The sequence below is a fragment of the Robiginitalea biformata HTCC2501 genome (assembly GCF_000024125.1).
GTDB lineage: Bacteria > Bacteroidota > Bacteroidia > Flavobacteriales > Flavobacteriaceae > Robiginitalea > Robiginitalea biformata.
Window position 1 is genome coordinate 2,170,898 of record NC_013222.1, and the last position, 19,189, is coordinate 2,190,086.

At 56.0% G+C, this 19,189-nt stretch carries 15 protein-coding genes; 9 read left to right on the top strand and 6 right to left on the bottom strand.

What is annotated here, in order from left to right; translation table 11 throughout:
• Positions 1-5: 5 nt before the first annotated feature.
• The 4 genes from RB2501_RS09635 to tsaD are packed head-to-tail and all read right to left on the bottom strand — an operon-like array spanning position 6 to position 2,770.
• The gene (locus RB2501_RS09635) at positions 6-647 is read right to left on the bottom strand and encodes a DUF4159 domain-containing protein (protein WP_041327166.1); all 642 of its coding nucleotides are present in this window, start codon (positions 645-647) and stop codon (positions 6-8) included.
• 3 nt (positions 648-650) lie between these two features.
• Positions 651-1,358: a 16S rRNA (uracil(1498)-N(3))-methyltransferase gene (locus tag RB2501_RS09640; RefSeq protein WP_015754606.1), complete on the bottom strand. Its 708-nt coding sequence runs from the start codon at positions 1,356-1,358 to the stop codon at positions 651-653.
• Positions 1,355-1,720 (bottom strand): TfoX/Sxy family protein, encoded by a 366-nt coding sequence (locus tag RB2501_RS09645; protein ID WP_015754607.1) that lies wholly within the window; start codon positions 1,718-1,720, stop codon positions 1,355-1,357. The genes RB2501_RS09640 and RB2501_RS09645 overlap by 4 nt, the downstream gene beginning before the upstream one ends.
• Before the next feature lie 12 nt (positions 1,721-1,732).
• Entirely contained in the window at positions 1,733-2,770 is a 1,038-nt protein-coding gene (gene tsaD, locus RB2501_RS09650; RefSeq protein ID WP_041327719.1) for a tRNA (adenosine(37)-N6)-threonylcarbamoyltransferase complex transferase subunit TsaD, read from the bottom strand.
• 82 nt (positions 2,771-2,852) lie between these two features.
• Here tsaD and RB2501_RS09655 point away from each other — a divergent pair, with 82 nt between their 5' ends.
• From RB2501_RS09655 to RB2501_RS09670, 4 genes are all read left to right on the top strand, one after another.
• Positions 2,853-7,433, top strand: coding sequence for a translocation/assembly module TamB (locus RB2501_RS09655; RefSeq protein WP_015754609.1), 4,581 nt, complete (start codon positions 2,853-2,855; stop codon positions 7,431-7,433).
• Positions 7,434-7,604: 171 nt separating this feature from the next.
• Entirely contained in the window at positions 7,605-8,591 is a 987-nt protein-coding gene (pfkA, locus tag RB2501_RS09660; RefSeq protein ID WP_041327169.1) for a 6-phosphofructokinase, read from the top strand.
• An 18-nt stretch (positions 8,592-8,609) separates the two neighbouring features.
• Complete coding sequence (gap, locus tag RB2501_RS09665; protein WP_041327170.1) at positions 8,610-9,611, top strand: type I glyceraldehyde-3-phosphate dehydrogenase; 1,002 nt, start codon at positions 8,610-8,612, stop codon at positions 9,609-9,611.
• A gap of 9 nt (positions 9,612-9,620) precedes the next feature.
• The gene (locus RB2501_RS09670) at positions 9,621-10,472 is read left to right on the top strand and encodes a hypothetical protein (RefSeq protein ID WP_015754612.1); all 852 of its coding nucleotides are present in this window, start codon (positions 9,621-9,623) and stop codon (positions 10,470-10,472) included.
• Positions 10,473-10,746: 274 nt separating this feature from the next.
• Here the strand turns inward: RB2501_RS09670 and RB2501_RS09675 are convergent, their stop codons facing one another.
• Entirely contained in the window at positions 10,747-11,130 is a 384-nt protein-coding gene (locus RB2501_RS09675; RefSeq protein WP_015754613.1) for a RidA family protein, read from the bottom strand.
• A 90-nt stretch (positions 11,131-11,220) separates the two neighbouring features.
• A complete protein-coding gene (locus RB2501_RS09680; RefSeq protein ID WP_015754614.1) occupies positions 11,221-13,887 on the bottom strand; it encodes a putative LPS assembly protein LptD in 2,667 nt (888 codons plus the stop codon).
• Positions 13,888-14,060: 173 nt separating this feature from the next.
• On the opposite strand from RB2501_RS09680, the gene RB2501_RS09685 reads away from it, so the two are divergent.
• From RB2501_RS09685 to RB2501_RS09705, 5 genes are read left to right on the top strand one after another with little or no spacing between them, the layout of a single operon-like run.
• Positions 14,061-15,419 carry an N-acetylmuramoyl-L-alanine amidase gene (locus tag RB2501_RS09685; RefSeq protein WP_015754615.1) on the top strand — a complete coding sequence of 453 codons (1,359 nt, stop codon included), beginning with the start codon at positions 14,061-14,063 and terminating at the stop codon, positions 15,417-15,419.
• Positions 15,420-15,473: 54 nt separating this feature from the next.
• Positions 15,474-16,442: an MlaD family protein gene (locus RB2501_RS09690; RefSeq protein ID WP_015754616.1), complete on the top strand. Its 969-nt coding sequence runs from the start codon at positions 15,474-15,476 to the stop codon at positions 16,440-16,442.
• Positions 16,442-17,764 (top strand): (Fe-S)-binding protein, encoded by a 1,323-nt coding sequence (locus tag RB2501_RS09695; RefSeq protein ID WP_015754617.1) that lies wholly within the window; start codon positions 16,442-16,444, stop codon positions 17,762-17,764. The genes RB2501_RS09690 and RB2501_RS09695 overlap by 1 nt, the downstream gene beginning before the upstream one ends.
• 49 nt (positions 17,765-17,813) lie before the next feature.
• On the top strand, positions 17,814-18,632 hold the full coding sequence (locus tag RB2501_RS09700; RefSeq protein ID WP_015754618.1) for a (Fe-S)-binding protein: 819 nt from the start codon (positions 17,814-17,816) through the stop codon (positions 18,630-18,632).
• 40 nt (positions 18,633-18,672) lie between these two features.
• Positions 18,673-19,155 (top strand): ABC transporter ATPase, encoded by a 483-nt coding sequence (locus RB2501_RS09705; protein ID WP_015754619.1) that lies wholly within the window; start codon positions 18,673-18,675, stop codon positions 19,153-19,155.
• Positions 19,156-19,189 lie beyond the last annotated feature (34 nt).

Consider the following 19,189-nt stretch of genomic DNA (forward strand, 5'->3'; position numbering starts at 1 on the left):
TTCAGTTAGTTTTTAAAAGCGTAATTGACAATATTGGCCCCCATTTGCAAGGCCTTTTGCCGAACTTCTTCCGGGTCGTTGTGCACCTCCGGTTCTTCCCATCCGTCCCCGAGGTCTGCCTCCACGGTAAAGAGCAATACCAGCCGCCCCTGGTGGAAATATCCGAACGCCTGCGGGCGCTTGCCATCGTGCTCGTGGATTTTGGGCAGGCCCTCCGGAAAATCATACGGTTCTTTGAAAATCGGGTGGTCGGCACCGATTTCCTGCAGTTGTTTGTCGGGGAAGATTTTTGGCAATTCCTCTAGGAGATACTCGGCCATGCCGTAGTTGTCGTCGATGTGCAGGAACCCGCCACCGAGCAGGTAGGTCCGGATATTCGCAGCCTCCTGCTCCGAGAAGAGGACATTGCCGTGCCCGGTCATATGCAGGAAAGGAAAGCGGAAAATATCCGGGCTGTCAGCGGCCACTGTTCCGGCCGCCGTTTCCAGGTGGGTGCCGATTTCCGCATTGCAAAAACGGATCAGGTTGGGGAGTGCCGTAGGGTTGGCGTACCAGTCACCCCCGCCCCGGTATTTGAGTACGGCCACCTCCTGGGCCTGGCCGAAACCGGTACACGCTAAAGCCATTAGGGCTGCCAGAATCCTCATGGGTTATCCGTTGTTTATCAGGTTGACTGTGGTACAGGCCACCAGGGCGGCGGTTTCCGTCCGCAGCCTGTATTCGCCCAGGGAAACCGGAATAAAGCCTTTCTCGCAAGCCATCTGGATTTCATCGTGCGTGAAGTCGCCTTCAGGGCCAATGAGGATGATGACGTCCTTGTCTGCCGCCACCCGCCTTTTGAGATCCATCTTTTCGTCCTCCTCACAGTGGGCGATAAACTTCAGGACAGGCTGCTCCCGTTCCAGGAACTCCCGGAGCGCAACCGGTTCTTCCAATTCGGGCAGATAGGTCCTCAGGCTTTGCTTCATCGCCTCCTGGACCACCCGCTGCATCCGTTCCATCGGGAGTTTCCTGCGTTCCGACCGCTGGCAGATCACAGGGGTTATCCTGTCGATCCCGATTTCAGTGGCCTTCTCCAGGAACCATTCAAACCGATCCGTTTTCTTGGTCGGGGCTACAGCCACATGCAGGCTGTACATTTTCGGGTGGAATTTGCGCGTTTCGAGCAGCTTGCCCATACACCGTTCCGGATTGGCTTCGAGGATTTCGGCTACGAACAGATACCCCTTCCCGTTGGTGATATGGAGTTGGTCGCCGGCTTTTTTGCGCAAAACTTTGACGATATGGCGGCTTTCCTCCGGGGTAAACGAAAATTGGTTGACGCTGGTATCCAGGAGCGGATGATAGAAATAATTCATTTTCCGGCTATGCGTTTTGGGGGAGCGCTTTTCTGGCGGGCGTGCTCCAGCCCCCATTCAATCCATTGTTCCATCTCTGAATCGTCGCGAAACCCTTCCGGGTCCACAAATACGAATTCCTTCATAACCCGGCCGGTAAAATCCATGGGCCGCGCACCCCTGCGGAGGAGCGCTTGCTCCATGGCGTTTGCAGGTACCCGGGCCATGAGCGAATGGCCTACGACCCCCACGCTCATCTTACCCTTGTAGAGATAGGCGAGCCCGCCAAACATGTATTTCACGGTCAGGTGCTTCGAGGCCTCGGGATGACGGGATTCGAGCATCCGGTTCAGCCGATCTTCCAATTCCTTGCTATAGGGCATTGCGTGGGTTCTTTAGTGGGGCTGACCGCCGATGCGGTACCTGGCCTGAGCCGATACCCCCAGGTCCGTAAACCTGTTGTCAAGATACTTTAAATATCCTACAATTCCTATCATGCCGGCGTTGTCCGTACAGTATTGGAACGGCGGGATATACGTGGTCCAGCCCAGTTTATGCTCGGCTTCGGACAGGGCCTGGCGGATACCCGAGTTGGCCGCCACCCCGCCGCCGATGGCGATATGCCGGATCCCGGTTTCCCGGGCCGCCTTTTTCAGCTTTTGCATCAGGATGGTAACTATCGTTTGCTGTAAAGAGGCACAGATATTGTCCCGTTCCCTGGCAACGAAATCCGGGTCGTTTTTTGTGTTGCGCTGGATGAAGTACAGGACGCTCGTCTTCAGCCCGCTGAAGCTGAAATTGAGCCCGTCCACTTTGGGGATCGGGAAGTCGAATGCCTCCGGGTTTCCCTGGCCGGCGTACTTGTCTATCAGCGGCCCGCCCGGGTAGGGCAACCCGAGGAGTTTGGCCGTCTTGTCGAAGGCTTCGCCAACTGCGTCGTCCAGGGTTTCGCCCAGGACCTCCATGTCGAAATAACCATTCACCTTCACAATCTGGGTATGGCCCCCGCTGATGGTCATTGCCAGAAAGGGGAATGGGGGCGGGGACTTGCCAGGGGTCTCGATAAAATGCGCCAGGATATGGGCTTCCATGTGGTTGACCTCGATAAGGGGGATGCCCAGGCCAAGGGCGAGGGACTTGGCAAAGGAGGTGCCGACCAGGAGGGAACCCAAAAGTCCCGGACCCCTAGTAAAAGCTATGGCCGATAGGAGTTTTTTGTCGATATTTGCCTTGGCCAGTGCCTGGTGTACCAGGGGGACGATATGCTGCTGATGGGCCCTTGAGGCCAATTCGGGTACCACACCGCCATATTCCCGGTGAATCTGCTGGGTAGCCACCAGGTTGCTCAGCGTTTTGCGGCCGTGCAAAACAGCTACAGATGTGTCGTCGCAGGACGACTCGATCGCCAGGATGTAAATGTCTTTCTCGCGCATGCGGTTTTGGAACAAAAATTGGTTGTGCAAAGGTAAATGAATACGCCCTATCAGAAAACTCCGTAAAATAATCGTCCGCCTTTTGCTGGCCCTGCTGGTAATTTGCGTCCTGGGGACGGTTATCCTGTCGATCCCGGGCGTGCAGACGCGGCTGGCCCGGATGGTTACCAACCGGATCAATTCGGATTTCGGGACCAACATCAATATCGACCGGGTGCGGATTTCACTCATCACCTGGGATACCGCCCTCGACGGGATTTACGTGGAAGATTACCGGCAGGATACGCTGGTCTACATCGACCGGCTCAGCACGTCCATCCTGAGCCTCAGGGACGTGGTGGGGGGCACGCTGGAGTTCGGGGACATCGAGATCGACAGCCTGTTCCTGAATATGAAAACCTACCGGGATGCCCCGGATACCAACCTGGGGATCTTTATCGACAAACTCGACGACGGCCAGCCCCGGGCGCCGGGTACCCCGCCGTTCTACTTTTACGCATCCGGGGTGGAGATAGACCGGAGCCGCTTCCTTCTATCTGACGACAACCTGGAGAACCCGGTAATCCTGGATTTCAACAAATTGGAAATCGAGGCGGGTGACTTTACCATCGAGGGCCCGGAGGTCCGCACCGCCGTCCGTTCCCTTTCCCTGCAAAGCGGCCGGAACCTCGCCCTCGAGAACCTGTCCACTGACTTCACCTATACGCGGGAGCAGATGCGCTTCGATTCCCTGCGAATCCGGACACCCCTTTCCGCGCTGCGGGGCGGGCTGGTATTCGATTATAAACGGGAGGACCTGGCAGATTTCACCAACGAGGTGCTGGTCACGGCAAACTTTGATCAATCCGTGGTGGGGCTCGACGAGATCAACCAGCTCTACGATGCGTTCGGGACCGGGAAGACAGCGGAGTTTACCACGGAAATCAGCGGGACGCTGAACGATTTGCAGCTCAGCAACCTTTTACTGGTTACCGATAACACGGGGATCCGTGGGGATTTTGAGTTTCAGAACCTCTTTAGCCGGGATGCCCCCTTCCGCATGGACGCCTCCATCCGGGATGTCACCACCACCTATTACCAGCTGCGGGGCCTGATGCCCAATCTGCTGGGCAATTCCCTGCCGAGCACCATCCAGCGACTCGGGCAGTTTACCATCCGTGGGGATGCCGTGGTGACCGAGTCCAGTATCAATGCGCAGGTGAACATTACCAGCGGGATTGGGAGCAGCTATGCGGACCTGCAGCTGACGGACGTGAACGATATCGACCGCGCTTCCTACCAGGGCTTTGTTTCCCTGATCGATTTTGACCTGGGCGCTTTTACCGGCAATGCGTCCCTGGGGACCGCTTCCCTGGACGTCAACGTGGAAGGCGAGGGCTTCACGAGCCGGGGGCTGAACACCGAGGTGATCGGGGAGGTGTATTCGATAAACTTCAACAACTACGGGTATTCCGATATCTCCGTTTCCGGGATCCTCAAGGACCAGCTGTTCGATGGGTCGCTCAACAGCCGTGACCCGAATTTCATATTCAACTTCAAGGGGCTCGCTGACTTCGGCAGCCAGCCCAACACGTTCAATTTCGTGGCCTCGGTAGACTATGCGGACCTGTATGAATTGAATTTCATCAAGGATACGCTCGCCATTTTCCAGGGAAACGTGGATATGGACATCACCGGGAGCAACCCGGACAATATCCGCGGGGACATCCGGTTCAGCCAGACACAGTACCAGAATCCGAACAACACCTATTATTTTGAGGATTTCCAGATCGTTTCCAGTTTTGACGCGGACTCGGTGCGGACTGTGGAAATCAATTCGCCGGACATCATCACGGGGTATATGCGGGGCCGCTTCAAGGTTGGCGAACTCGGGAAGCTATTGCAGAACTCCGTCGGGAGTATCTACACGAATTACCGGCCGTACGAGATTTCCGAGGGGCAGGAGCTCGCCTTCAACTTCCGGATTTACAACAAGATCGTGGACGTGTTCTTCCCGGAGGTTTCCTTTGGCCCGAACACGTATATCAGGGGGGATATCCAGGCAGATGAGGGGGACTTCAAGCTGAATTTCCGTTCGCCCTATATCACGGCCTTCGACAACCGGCTGGACTCCGTGGACGTTCGAATCGACAACAAAAACCCGCTGTTCAACACCTATGTCTCCGTGGCCGATGTTTCCACGGTTTACTACGACGTGAAGGATTTTGAACTGATCAACACCACCCTCACCGACACGCTGTTTTTCCGGACGGAATTCAAGGGCGGCAGCGAATACAACGACACCTACAACCTAAATTTCTATCACACCTTTAACCAGGATAACAAATCCGTAATCGGGCTTAAGCGGTCTGAGGTGAGCTTTAAGGGCAATACGTGGGTGCTGAACCGCCAGGGCAACGACCGGAACAAGGTGATTGTCAACCGCTCCCTGGACAGCATCCAGATTCAGGAGATCGTGATGAACAACGAGGAACGGGAAGAGATTATCCTCCGGGGGGAGTTGGCCGATTCTACCTACAAGGATCTGGAACTCCGCTTTAAGATTGTTTCCCTCAGCAAAATCACGCCTGCCATCGACAGCCTGAAGCTCAGCGGGGAGATCAACGGGGTGCTGAACGTCCGGCAGGAAGAGGAAATATACCTGCCGATCGGAAACCTGAACATCGCCGATTTCGGCGTAAACGGGGTGAAGCTGGGGGAACTGGATATCGGCATGGTGGGGAACAAGGACCTGACGGAATTCTCGGTCAATACGCAGATAACGGAGAACGGACGGGAGAAATTTTCGGTCATCGGTACCGTGCTGAACCAGGGCGAAGTCCCCACAGCCAATTTGAATGCCAGTTTCAACGGGTTTCAGCTGGAACCTTTCAGCCCGTTGGGGGATGGCGTCATCGACCACATCCGGGGCACCCTGAACGGCACCACGCAGATCCGGGGCGACCTGAGGAACCCGGAGTTTTCCGGTTTGCTCACCCTGAACGACGCCGGGCTGGGCATCCCCTACCTGAATGTCGATTACGACTTCGGGCAGAATTCGGTGGTTCGGCTGTTCAACCAGACATTTGATTTCCAGAATATCCGGCTCACGGACCGGGCCGAGGGGACAACCGCAGTATTGGACGGGACCATCAGCCACCAGTTCTTCTCGGACTGGCGCCTGAACCTGGATGTGGATACCCAGGGCGAACGCTTTCTGCTGCTCAATACGGAGTACGACGAAGAGGAACTCTATTACGGGACGGCTTTTGCCGAGGGCACCGGCCGGATATTCGGGCCGACGAATGCCCTCAATATAAATTTTGAAGGGTCTACCGCCAGGGGGACTTCCCTGAAAATTCCCATCAGCGATGTGGCGAGCCTGGGGGATTATAGCTTTATCAACTTTATTGAAAAGGATGAGCGCCGGACCATCGAGGCGCAGCGGACGCTGCGGGAGTACGAAGGCCTGGAGCTGGAATTCGACCTGGACGTGACCCCGGAGGCGGAGGTGGAGATTGTCGTTGACCCGCAGACGGGCAGCTCCCTGAAAGGGACGGGGGCCGGGCTGATATTTATGGAAATCAACACGAACGGGAAGTTCAACATGTGGGGGGACTTTGTGGTGGTCACCGGGTCGTACAACCTGAAGTACGGCGGGGTCATCGACAAGACCTTCCGGGTGGAGCCGGGGGGGACCATCAACTGGGATGGCGACCCCCTGGAGGCCATCCTGAATATGGAGGCGGTGTATTCCCTGAACGCCAACCCCGCCCCGCTGTTGGAGAGTTCCGGCTACACCCCGAGCATCCCCACCGAGGTGATCGTCCGCCTCACCGGGGAACTCGAACAGCCAACCGTGGATTTCGAAATCGGCTTCCCGGGTACCAGTTCCATTGTGCAGTCCGAACTGGAATACCGGTTGCAGGACCCCACCGTGGAGGAACGCAACGCGTTGTTCCTGCTCGCCCAGGGAACGTTCGTGAACGAATCCAGCGGCATCAACCAGACGGCCGTGGCGGGGAGTTTCCTGCAAACGGCCACTTCGAGTCTCTTCAACCAGGTCCTTGGGAACAACAGCGACAAGCTCAACCTGGGGGTCTCCTATGAAGCGGGGTACAGCAACCCGAACGACGCGGTGAATGTGGAGGACCGGATCGGGGTGACGGTGTCCACCCAGATCAGCGACCGGATTCTGTTCAACGGGCGCTTTGGGGTTCCGGTAGGCGGGGTCAGCGAATCGGCGGTTGCAGGGGATGCCGAAGTGCAGCTCCTGTTGAACGACCAGGGGACGCTGAGTATGCGGATCTTCAACCGGCAGAACGAAATCCGGCAATTCCTGGCAGACCGCCAGGGGTATACCCAGGGGGTGGGATTGTCCTACGAGGTGGATTTCAACAGTTTCCGGGATTTATTGCGGCAGATTTTCAATAAACCCGAGCCGGCGGCCAACCCGCCCGCTTCACAGGTACAGGACAGTATTCCCGCAGCAACCCGTCCGGATGCGAGTATCGGCAGCGACAGCCTGATCCGGTTCTATTCCAAGAACCAGCGGCAGCTCCAACCGCTGCCGCAGGAGCCGCTGCCCCAAGAGCCCTTGCCGCAGGAGCCATTGCCCAAAGAGCCCTTGCCGCAGGAGCCCTTGCGGAAGGAGCCGCTGCCGCAACGCGAGCGCCCTAAGTAATTACTTTGTCCGGACCGCGACGGGGAGCAGTACCCGAGTCCGTTTGGAATCTTTATGTTATTGTTAAATTCGTTACGAAAACGTTTTCGTTCTGACGGATTCCTAAATCTGGCCGCTGTACGTTCTTTAATTTGGGAGAAGTTTGTTAATTTTGCAATTCGAATTTTTCCCATGAACAAACCAATGCACAAGATTGCGGTGCTCACCTCGGGAGGAGACTCCCCGGGCATGAATGCCGCCATCCGTTCGGTGGTCCGGACCTGCGCCTACATGAATGTGGAATGTATGGCCATCTACCGCGGTTACCAGGGGATGATTGAGGGAGACTTCGTGGCAATGAATGCCCGGAGCGTCAACAACATCATCAACAAGGGAGGAACCATCCTCAAATCGGCCCGGTGCGAGGACTTCAAAACCCCGGAAGGGAGAAAAAAAGCCCACGAGCAACTGGTCCAGGCCGGAATTAGCGGGTTTGTGGTCATCGGGGGGGACGGCAGTTTTACCGGGGCCACCATATTCAATAAGGAATACGATTTCCCGGTGATCGGAATCCCCGGGACCATCGACAACGATATCTTCGGTACCCGGTATACGCTGGGCTTTGACACGGCCCTCAATACGGTGGTGGACGCCATCGACAAGATCCGGGATACGGCCAGCTCCCACAACCGATTGTTTTTTGTGGAGGTCATGGGCCGGGATGTCGGCCATATTGCGCTCAATGCGGGGGTAGCGGCCGGTGCCGAGGAAATATTGATCCCCGAGGAAAACCTGGGGCTGGACCGCCTGCTGGAATCCCTCAGGCGCAGCAAGAAAACCGGCAAGTCCTCGAGTATCGTCGTAGTGGCGGAAGGGGATAAGACCGGTAAAAACGTCTTTGAACTCAAGGAGTACGTAGAGGAGCACCTGCCCATTTACGATGTCCGGGTTTCGGTTCTGGGCCATATGCAGCGGGGCGGGCCACCAAGTGCCTTTGACCGCGTGTTGGCGAGCCGGATGGGGGTAAAAGCCGTTGAGGCCCTCATCGCCGGGAAGACCAACCTGATGGTGGGAATCATCGACAACGAAATTGTACTGACCCCGATTGCCGAGGCGATCAAAGGGCATACCAAAATAGACCGGGAACTCGTACGCGTTTCCGATATAATGACTATATAAACATTAAAACATACTATCATGGCATCATTGCGAATAGGAATTAACGGATTTGGAAGAATTGGCCGCCTGGTCTTCAGGGCTACGGTGGAGCGCGACAACGTGGACGTCGTTGCGATCAACGATCTGCTGGATGTGGAGCATCTGGCCTACCTGCTGGAGTACGACTCGGTACACGGGCGGTTCAACGGCACCATCGCCGTTAAAGACGGCAATCTGGTCGTCAACGGGAAAACCATCCGCGTCACCGCAGAGCGGGATCCCGCCAACCTGAAATGGGACGAAGTGGGAGCGGATATCGTCGCGGAATGCACCGGGATCTTCACCACCCTGGATATGGCCCAGAAACACCTGGATGGCGGGGCGAAGAAGGTCGTGATCTCAGCGCCCTCCAAGGATGCCCCGATGTTCGTAATGGGTGTCAACCACCAGGACGCCAAGGCTTCCGATAAAATCGTCTCCAATGCGAGTTGTACGACCAACTGCCTGGCGCCGATCGCCAAAGTCCTCAACGACAGTTTCGGTATTGCCGAAGGGTTGATGACCACCGTCCATGCCACCACGGCCACCCAGCTCACCGTCGACGGGCCTTCCAAGAAGGACTACCGGGGCGGGCGCAGCGCCATGCTGAATATCATCCCGGCTGCTACCGGGGCTGCCAAGGCGGTTACCAAGGTAATCCCGGCCCTGGAAGGGAAGCTTACCGGGATGGCCTTCCGGGTTCCCACTGCAGATGTCTCCGTGGTAGACCTTACCGTGAAGCTCGAAAAGGACACTTCCTACGAGGAGGTCAAGCAGGCGATGAAAACCGCTTCTGAAGGCCCCTTAAAAGGAATCCTGGGTTACACGGAAGAACTCGTGGTTTCCCAGGACTTTGTCGGGGATACCCGGACAAGCATCTTTGATGCGGACGCGGGCATCGAGCTCAACAGCAAGTTTTTCAAGGTTGTTTCCTGGTACGACAACGAGGCGGGCTATTCCAACAAACTCGTCGACCTCGCGCTCCACGTGCACAACCTGTAAGTATCACCCATGGTACTTATCACCGATAGCGGGGCCACCAAGGCCGACTGGATTGCCATGGACAGCCAGGGCGACCAGCTTTTTATGACGCAGACCCTCGGGCTCAGCCCGGAAGTCCTGTCCAAGGAGGTCATTGAGGAACGCCTGGCAAATAACTTTGAGCTGGCCAAAAATTCCCATAAGGTAACCCGCCTCTATTTTTATGGGGCGGGCTGCGGTACGGAACGCATGCGGCGCTTTCTCAGGGAAATTTTCGGGGAATTCTTCCCGAAGGCCAAGGTGGTGGTTAAGGAGGATACCTATGCCGCCATTTATTCCACCACCAAGGTGGGTCACCAGGGGATAGTCTGTATCCTGGGGACCGGTTCCAATTGCAGTTATTACGACGGCCATCAATTGTTTCAAAAGGTGACTTCCCTCGGGTACATCCTGATGGACGACGGCAGCGGGAATTTTTTCGGGCGCAAGCTGGTAAGGGATTTCTACTACCACAAGATGCCCCAGGATTTGGCACACCTCTTTGAAAAAGAATACAACCTGGACGCGGACGTGATCAAGGAAAACCTCTACAAGAAGCCGAACCCGAACACCTACCTGGCAACCTTTGCCCGGTTTATCGTGGAGCATAAGGAACACCCGTATTGCAAGGGGGTAATTGACAAGGGGTTCCAGCAGTTCATCAACAACCACGTGATGCAGTTTGAACTGGCGACAAAGGTCCCCGTGCATTTTGTGGGGAGTATCGCCTACTATTTACAGGAAGAACTCAAGGCAGTTGTTGAGCGGAATGACCTGGTCCTCGGGCAAATCCGCCAGCGGCCCATCGAGGGCCTGGTGGAATTCCACAAGGAGACGATTTAGTGAATTTGAAAATTTGAAAATTTGCCAATTTGGAAATTGGGGGAGGCAGCTATTCCAGAGGCTTTGCGCGCAGGTCTTGAAGCGAGGCAAAGTGTTGATAAACGCTATTCAAAATCCGGTTTCTTTTAGCCCCGGGATACTAATTTCCAATTGCGAAACTCCCGCATTGGCAAATCCCCGCATTGGCAAATTGACAAATTGACCAATTAACAAATTGCCAAGTTCCCTAATTTTCAAATTTTCAAATCGGCAAATCTTCAAATCGAGCAGCTTGCTAGCTGCGCACAGCAATCACCGAAATCTCCACATTGACGAATTTCGGCAGGTTGGCTACCTCCACGGTTTCCCTGGCCGGGGCAGTGTCTGCATCGAAAAAATTTCCGTAGACGGCATTGATCCGGGCAAACTGGTGCATGTCCTTCACAAAGATGGACGCCTTAACCACATCGCCGAACCCGAGGCCGGCCTCCCGGAGAACGGCCGACAGGTTCTGCATCACCTGTTCGGTTTCCGCCTCGATACTTTCGTCTATTAATTTCCCGGTGGCGGGGTCCAGGGCAATCTGCCCGGACACATAGAGGGTATTCCCCGCCCAGACAGCCTGGTTGTAAGGGCCTATGGGGGCTGGTGCCTTGTCGGTCTGGATGATTTTCTTCATAATTTAAGTTCTTGGGTGTTTATGCGAATTCGTTACGAGCTTGTCCTGATTTATACGCGCCTGTCCTGATTTATACGCGCCTGTCCGGATTTAATTGAAATTGGAGCGTTGGCTCCGGTTCTCCCACTTCAGGTCGCTCAGGATGCTCGCCTTGATGCCGATAAAGAAATACCAGCGTTCCAGGGAGCCAAAGGGCGTCCAGTCAAAGGTCAGTTTAAAACTCTTCAAATCGCGGGCAAATCCAAGGCGGGTAAGCCCGAAGCCGTTCCGTACGAAATCGTAGGAGGAAGTCACGCTTACATCCCAGCGCGGGGCCAGGGTGACGTTTCCGTTAAACATGAGCACGTGGTTGGTGAGCTGCCCGTTCCGGTTGGTGTTCGAATAATTCATGGCGTAAGACAGGTTCACGTTCCAGGGGATTTTCGAGGCCCAGGCCGGGTTTTCGATGTCGTCCGGATCCCGGTTGTCAAAGGCGGTGGCGTTCAAATCGTTGGCCCTGCCGAACAAATCGTCGGTCCGCCCGCCGCTGGCTGCCACATAGGTGTCCCCGTCGTAGGGGTCGTCCGGGTCAATCTCGGTATCCTTATCCTGAAAATCCTTACTGCTGAGTTTATACGTCAGGTTCAGGCGCGCGTTGGTGAGCCTGAACAGCCCGCCCCCGTTGTTGATGTTGAGCTTGTCTATGCGGGCTCCGGTGTTGTTGATGGCGTAGGGATCCAGGCTGGCCCCGAAGTTGACAGACACCTTGTTGTCGAACAGGTTCGTCCCCCCGGTCATGCTAATCGGGCTCAGCTTCAGGGAATCGGCCTCAAAATTATAACTGGTGCTGAAATTCAGGCTGTTGAGCAGCATGATCTTCTTGGGTTCGGTGGCCGTGGAATCCCGGTCGCGGACCTTGGCCTCCACAGTGTTGGCCAGCGAAAAAGACATGGAATTTGACTGCCCCTGCCGCGGGGAACCGTAGAGGGAATTCTGGAACCGTGTAAAGAAGAGCGCATCTCCGGTGGACTGGTTCACCTCTTCCTCGTAGTACTGGTCAAAGGACGGCGCCCAGCCGTAGCTGACCGTGGGCCGAACCACATGGCGGATGGCCTGGATTTTCCGATCCTCCCCAAAATTAAACTGCCCGTAGAGCGTCGTCCCGACACTTGCGCTTAGGCTGTACTGGTTGAAGCGGTCAAACCCCTGGATCGTATCCCGTTCAATGGTTTCCGTTTCCGGGTTGTATACCTGGTCCAGGGTTTGCCAGGTCCAGACATCTTCATAGGTTCCCCCCAGGCTGACGCTGAAGAATTTGGCCACCTTGAAGTTGGTGGCGATCGGGATCCGGTGGCGGGCCCCCATCTGGGCGTTGTCGAACATGCGGCCTGTCAGAAAATCCTCCGTGGTGGTTTGTATGCTGTTTCGGGCATTCAGGTCGTACTGGAAGTTGATATTCTGGAAGACCCCCTTCTTAACCCCTTCCCGGGGGGCAAAGGGGAAGATCCGCTCCATACTCGCCTGGAGCGTCGGGAGGGTTACGCTCACGGCATCGGTATTCGTATTCTGGTTATGCGTGGCCGTCAGGCTGACGTTCACGGACGGGTAGGCCGGGAAGGTCTTGGAATAGGAGATGGAGGAAGACAGGTCGTTTACCTGGGTGTTCGGCAGGTTTTGCTGCAACAGCGAATTCCGGTAATACTGGCTGCTCCCCAGATTCACCGAGGCGGAGAAACGGGAATTCGGGTTCGCTTTCGCATCCTGGGCGTGACTGATCTGTATATTGTAGATCGTGGACCGGGAATAATCGTCAAATCCCTTCTGGCTCCGCACCAGGTTTTCGTACCGGAAATTCACGTTCCCCCGGAACCGGTAGCGTTTGGAATAGACGGACTGGGTCCGGAATCCGTAACTCCCGTTGGTGTACAGGTCGCCGGTAAGGGTCAGGTCCACATAGTCGCTGATGGGCAGGTAGTACCCGCCATTCTGGAGGAAATAGCCACGGTCCGGGTCGTTCCCGAAGGTCGGCATCATGATCCCCGCCGTCCGGCCCGTAGTGAGCGGAAAATAGGCAAAGGGCAGGGCGATGGGGGTGGGGACGTCCACGATATACAGGTTGCTGAAACCTGCAATCACCTTTTTCTTGGGGACGAATTTGGCCTTGCGCACCCGAATATAATAGTCCGGGTCGATGGTATCCTTGGAGGTGGTCAGCTTTCCCTCGCTCAGGAAGTACACCGAATCGTTCTCCTTCTTGGTCCGCTCCGCATATACCTTCATCGCATCGCTCCCCAGCTGGCCGAGCCCCGCCTGCTGCTCGGTCCGGGAATTCCAGATAATGGCCTTTTCCGTGTCGAAATTAAATCGGATCGAATCCGGGATGACCTCCTGGTCGCCCTGTTTAAAGAAGGGGAGTTGGGAATAGTTCCCCAGGGAATCCTTCATCCTGCCCGCGTAGACCTCGTTGCGCACATAATCCAGCACGATAATCCCCGCCTTGAGCTCCGTATCCTGGTAGTAGATTTCCGCTTCGTTGTAGAGGTAGATTTTCTGTTCCTGCCTGCTAATACGCACGTAATCCTTGGCGGTGTATTTTATCTGGTCCATGATCGTGCCCCCAGTGGCCGGGGCAGCCGCCTGGGCAGAGTCTTGCGGCACCTCCGCCCCCGGCAGGCCGCGCAGCACCTGCGGGGCAGCCAGCGTATCGCCAAGCGGCTTGATCGGAAGGGGCCGGGCGATGTCTTCCTGCGCCCAAAAAATCCCCGGGACCAATACCATGAGACCCAGTAAAAGAAACAGTTGTCTATTTGATTGCAAGTTGATAAGTCCTATTTTTGTACGGGTCGGCAACGGAATCAGTGGTCAAACTTACATATTTTTCCCGCTGGATCGTGCAAATTAGAACAAATTTAACCCGCTTGAAATTGGATACATACTCGAGAAACAGGGCGATGCGAAGGATCGTTGAGCTGGGCGTCCTGTGGTTGTTTTCCACCGCTCTAACCGCACAGGCACCCCCCGGCAGGGCCGGGGTGCCGGATCCGTTTACCGTTGTCCTGGATGCCGGGCACGGCGGCCACGACCCGGGCAACCTCGGCAATGGCTACCTGGAGAAGAATATCGCGCTGAACATCGTGCTGGAGGTGGGGAAGGCCCTGGAAAAGGAGCCCAACACGGAAGTTATCTACACGCGGAAGGACGACAGTTTTGTAGATCTCTACGTACGCGGGGAGATTGCCAACAAGGCCAAGGCCGATCTGTTTGTCTCCGTGCATTGCGACTCCCATACCTCAAATGCCCATGGGGCCGGAACGTTTGTTTTGGGGCTGCATGCCAATGAGCAGAATTTCGAAATAGCCAAAAAGGAAAACTCGGTTATCTACCTGGAGGACAATTACGAGACGCGATACGCGGAATACGATATCAATTCCCCGGAGTCCGTGATTGGCCTGACCATCATGCAGGAGGAATTTCTGGACCAGAGCATCCTGCTAGGCAAACTGATGCAGGACCGGTTTACCGAAGACCTGAAGCGAAACGACCGGAAGGTGAAACAGGCCGGGTTTATCGTGCTCCACCAGACTTTTATGCCCAGCGTCTTGGTGGAAACCGGGTTTTTGACCAACAAAGACGAGGGCCGCTATTTGAATTCCCCGAAAGGGCAGCAGGAGATGGGCCGCGCCATTGCCGATGCCATCCTGGCCTACCGGGAAAGCCTGGGAACCGAGCCCAACCCGGTCCTCCCGGGAACCGGGCTACCCGCGGAAACCTCCACCGCATCTTCCAAACAGCCGACCCCAACATCCAAACCTGCTGATTCCGGATTGAAACCCGCACCAACCGTATCCCCGGAGGGTGGGAAAACGGACCCGGAGGAAGAGAAAGCGGATAAAGACCCGGTTGCCGATTCGCAAACCACAGGCCTGCCTATGGATGGAAACGGGAACGCCTCTGAGGAAAAGACCCCGGCGCAAAATGTGGAGCCAGCCGGCGGGGAACCCGCCCCGGGCAAGGCGGCAACAGCCAAAGACCGGGCCGAGGCACTCAATATCAATTTCAAGGTGCAGTTGGTGGCCGTCAGCCGGGACCCGGACCTGAACCCGAATAATTTCAACGGTCTGCCGGGGCTCTCCAAGGAGCGCCACGAAAAGATATACCGGGTGCTTTACGGGAATACCCGGTCCTATTCGGATGCGGAAAAATTGCAGTCCATAGCCTGGCAACGGGGATATCCCTCGGCCTATATCGTGGCGTACAGGGACGGGGAACGCATCCCGGTTCCGGAAGCGCTTGCACTGCTGCGGGATTGAACACCCCTATCCAAAAATTATTTCTAATTTTGTTAGGAACCCAACACAGCGCTATTGAAACTCTCCAGGGAAATTAAAACAGGAATCATCGTAGTCGGCGGCATCCTGTTATTCATCTTAGGCTTCTCCTACCTCAAATCCACCCCGCTTTTTGACGACAGTAAGACTTTCTATGTGGTCTACGACCATGTGGGCGGGTTGCAGACCGGTACATCGGTCAGCATCAACGGGTACACGGTGGGAACCGTCAACGACATCCGGTTCAAGGACAATTCCGGGAAACTGCTGGTGACATTCAGCGTGAACAAGAATTTTGATTTTTCCCGAAACAGCCAGGCCGAGTTGTTCGATACGGGAATTATCGGAGGGAAGGGCATCCAGATCCAACCCGTATTCGACGGGGCACCCATGGCAAAAAGCGGGGACACGCTCCCGTCCAGCATACGCCCGGGCCTCACCGAGCTGGTGCAGCAAAAGCTCACCCCCCTGCAAATGAAGGTGGAGGGGGCCGTTTCCAATGCAGACTCCCTGCTGATCAACTTCAACCAGGTACTGGACGATGCCACCAAGGCAAACCTCCGCCAGGGTATCGAAGGACTCAACGAACTGGTCAGCAGTTTCCAGAAGACGGCGGACGGCATCAACGAGCTACTCGGCCGGAACCAGTCGCAACTGGACAGTACCATCGACAATTTTGGCCGCATTTCGGCCAACCTCGCAGGTGTTTCGGATACGCTTGCCAACGCCGGGCTGGGGGAGACGGTGGAGCAACTACAGGAGACCCTAACGAACCTCAGTGCGGTTATCGCCCGAATTGAAAGCGGGGAAGGGACGATGGGGCGGCTCATGAAAGACGAAGCGCTCTATGAGAACCTCTCGGAGGCTTCCCGGGAACTCGACCTGCTGCTCCAGGACTTCCGCCTGAACCCCAAACGGTATGTGAACGTTTCGGTCTTCGGAAAAAAACAGAAGGAATACACGTTGCCGGAAGACGATCCGGCTGAGAATCAGCAACCCGAATAATGCAATACCTCCCCAACATCCTGTTTGTTCTGGCCCTTGCCGTCGGAATCGGGTTTTTTGCGCGCAATATCCGGCGACTGACGCGCAATATCCGGCTGGGACGGGAGGTGGCTGCCGATGGTACCCGGGCGGAACGATTCGGAAATATGGCCCGTATTGCCCTGGGCCAACAGAAGATGGTGGTTCGTCCCGTAGCCGGGTTGCTGCACGTGATCGTCTACCTGGGCTTTATCATTATCAACATCGAAGTGCTCGAGATTATCATCGACGGGATTTTCGGGACGCACCGCATATTTGCATTCCTGGGCCCCGTTTACGACGTGTTGATAGCCACATTCGAAATACTGGCGCTACTGGTCCTGGTGGCTGTCATCGTATTCTGGTTGCGGCGGAATGCGCTCCGGCTGCAGCGATTCTGGAAACCCGAAATGAAGGGCTGGCCAAAACGGGATGCAGACTGGATCCTCTACATTGAGGCGATCCTGATGGTCCTGTTCCTGACGATGAACGCGGCCGACTATTCCCTGCAACAGCTGGGGGCAGACCACTATGTGGAGGCGGGGGCCTACCCGGTGAGCTCCCTGTTGGCGGGGTGGATGTCCGGGTGGACGGAAAGTACGCTGATTGCCGTGGAACGAACGGCCTGGTGGCTGCATATACTCGGCATCCTGTTTTTCCTGAATTACCTCTATTATTCCAAGCACCTGCATATCCTGCTGGCCTTCCCGAACACTTATTGGGGAAGGGTAAAACCCCAGGGCGCCTTTAACAACCTGGAATCTGTACAAAAGGAAGTGGCCCTGATGATGGACCCGGAGGCAGATCCCTATGCTGCCCCGCTTGACGACGCCGAACCCCCGGCTAAATTCGGGGCTTCCGATGTCATGGACCTCAGCCGGATACAGCTGCTTAACGCCTACACCTGCACGGAGTGCGGAAGGTGCACCTCGGAGTGCCCCGCCAATCAAACGGGTAAGAAACTCTCGCCCCGGAAGATTATGATGGACACCCGCGACCGCCTGGAGGAAGTTGGCCGGAAGATCGAAGCGAACAACGGTACCTGGGAACCGGACGGCCGGCAATTGCTGGACGACTATATCACCCGGGAAGAACTCTGGGCCTGCACCACCTGCAATGCCTGTGTGGAAGCCTGCCCGGTGAGCATCGATCCGTTGTCGATTATCATGGATATGCGGCGCTATCTGGTCATGGAACAGTCGGCGGCCCCCCAGGAGCTGAATGTCATGATGGGGAATATCGAAAACAACGGTGCCCCCTGGCCATTTAACCAGATGGACCGGCTGAATTGGAAGGACGAATAAAGCAACCGACCGGGGATAAAATCTCACCGGCGGAAATGGAATAACGAGCATGGAGAACAGTACCGACAAGAAGGAAAAGGACGGGGAAAAGGGCATTCCGACCCTGGCCGAGATGACCGCCGCTGGAGAAAAACCCGAGGTATTATTCTGGGTGGGCTGTGCCGGGAGTTTTGACGACCGCGCCAAAAAGATCACCAAGGCCTTTGTGCGCCTGTTGCAGAAGGCAGATGTCTCCTTTGCGGTCCTCGGGACGGAGGAAGGTTGTACGGGCGACCCGGCCAAACGCGCCGGGAACGAATTCCTGTTCCAGATGCAGGCCGCCATGAACATCCAGGTCCTCAACGGGTATGGGGTGGAGACCATCGTCACCACCTGCCCGCATTGTTTTAACACGCTGAAGAACGAATACCCGGGGCTGGGCGGTTCCTACAAGGTAATCCACCACACGAAGTTCCTGCAGGAATTGCTCGATTCCGGGCGGCTTACACTGGAAGGCGGGACCTTCCGCGGCAAGCGGATCACCTACCACGACCCCTGTTACCTCGGACGCGCCAACGGCATCTACGAGGCCCCCAGGGAACTCATCCGGAAACTCGACGCGGAACTCGTGGAGATGCGCAGTTGCAAACAAAAAGGCCTCTGTTGCGGCGCCGGGGGTGCGCAGATGTTCAAGGAACCCGAAAAGGGGGACAAGGACGTGAATATTGAACGTACCGAACAGGCCATTGAAACCCAGCCGGAAGTCGTTGCCGCTGCCTGCCCGTTTTGCAATACGATGCTGACCGACGGCGTCAAGGGGAAGGATAAGGAAAAGGAAATGCAGGTGCTGGACCTGGCCGAATTGCTGGACCAGGCCGCGGACCTGTAATTGAGAAATGAAGAAGTAGGATCCATTAAATGCAGCGATTATGTTAGTGCCATTTGAGGAATTGCCGGAAGAAGCGAGGGTCTGGGTTTACCAGGCCAACCGCTCGCTGACGGAAGAAGAAGCCGCTAAGCTCCGCGCCGATCTCGAATTGTTCCTGAAGGAATGGACCGCCCATGGGGCCGACCTGAAGGCGGGGTGCCAGTTGCCTTACAACCGGTTTGTCGTCATCGGCCTGGACCAGGATCTGAATGCCGCTTCGGGGTGTTCCATCGATGCCTCGGTGCGATTTATCCAGGGCCTGGAAGAGCAATTCGACATCGCACTGCTGGATAGGATGAATGTCACCTACCGCCAGGGGGAGTACTTTGCATATAAGCCCCTGGCAGATTTTCGCAAGATGGCCAAGGACAAAGCCGTTTCGGGAAAAACGGTTGTATTCAACAACCTGGTGACAAACAAACGCGAATTTGAAAACGACTGGGAAGTGCCTGCCTCCGAGAGCTGGCACAGCCGGTTTTTCTGACACGGCGGCCCGGCGGGCGGGACCGAGACGCAAT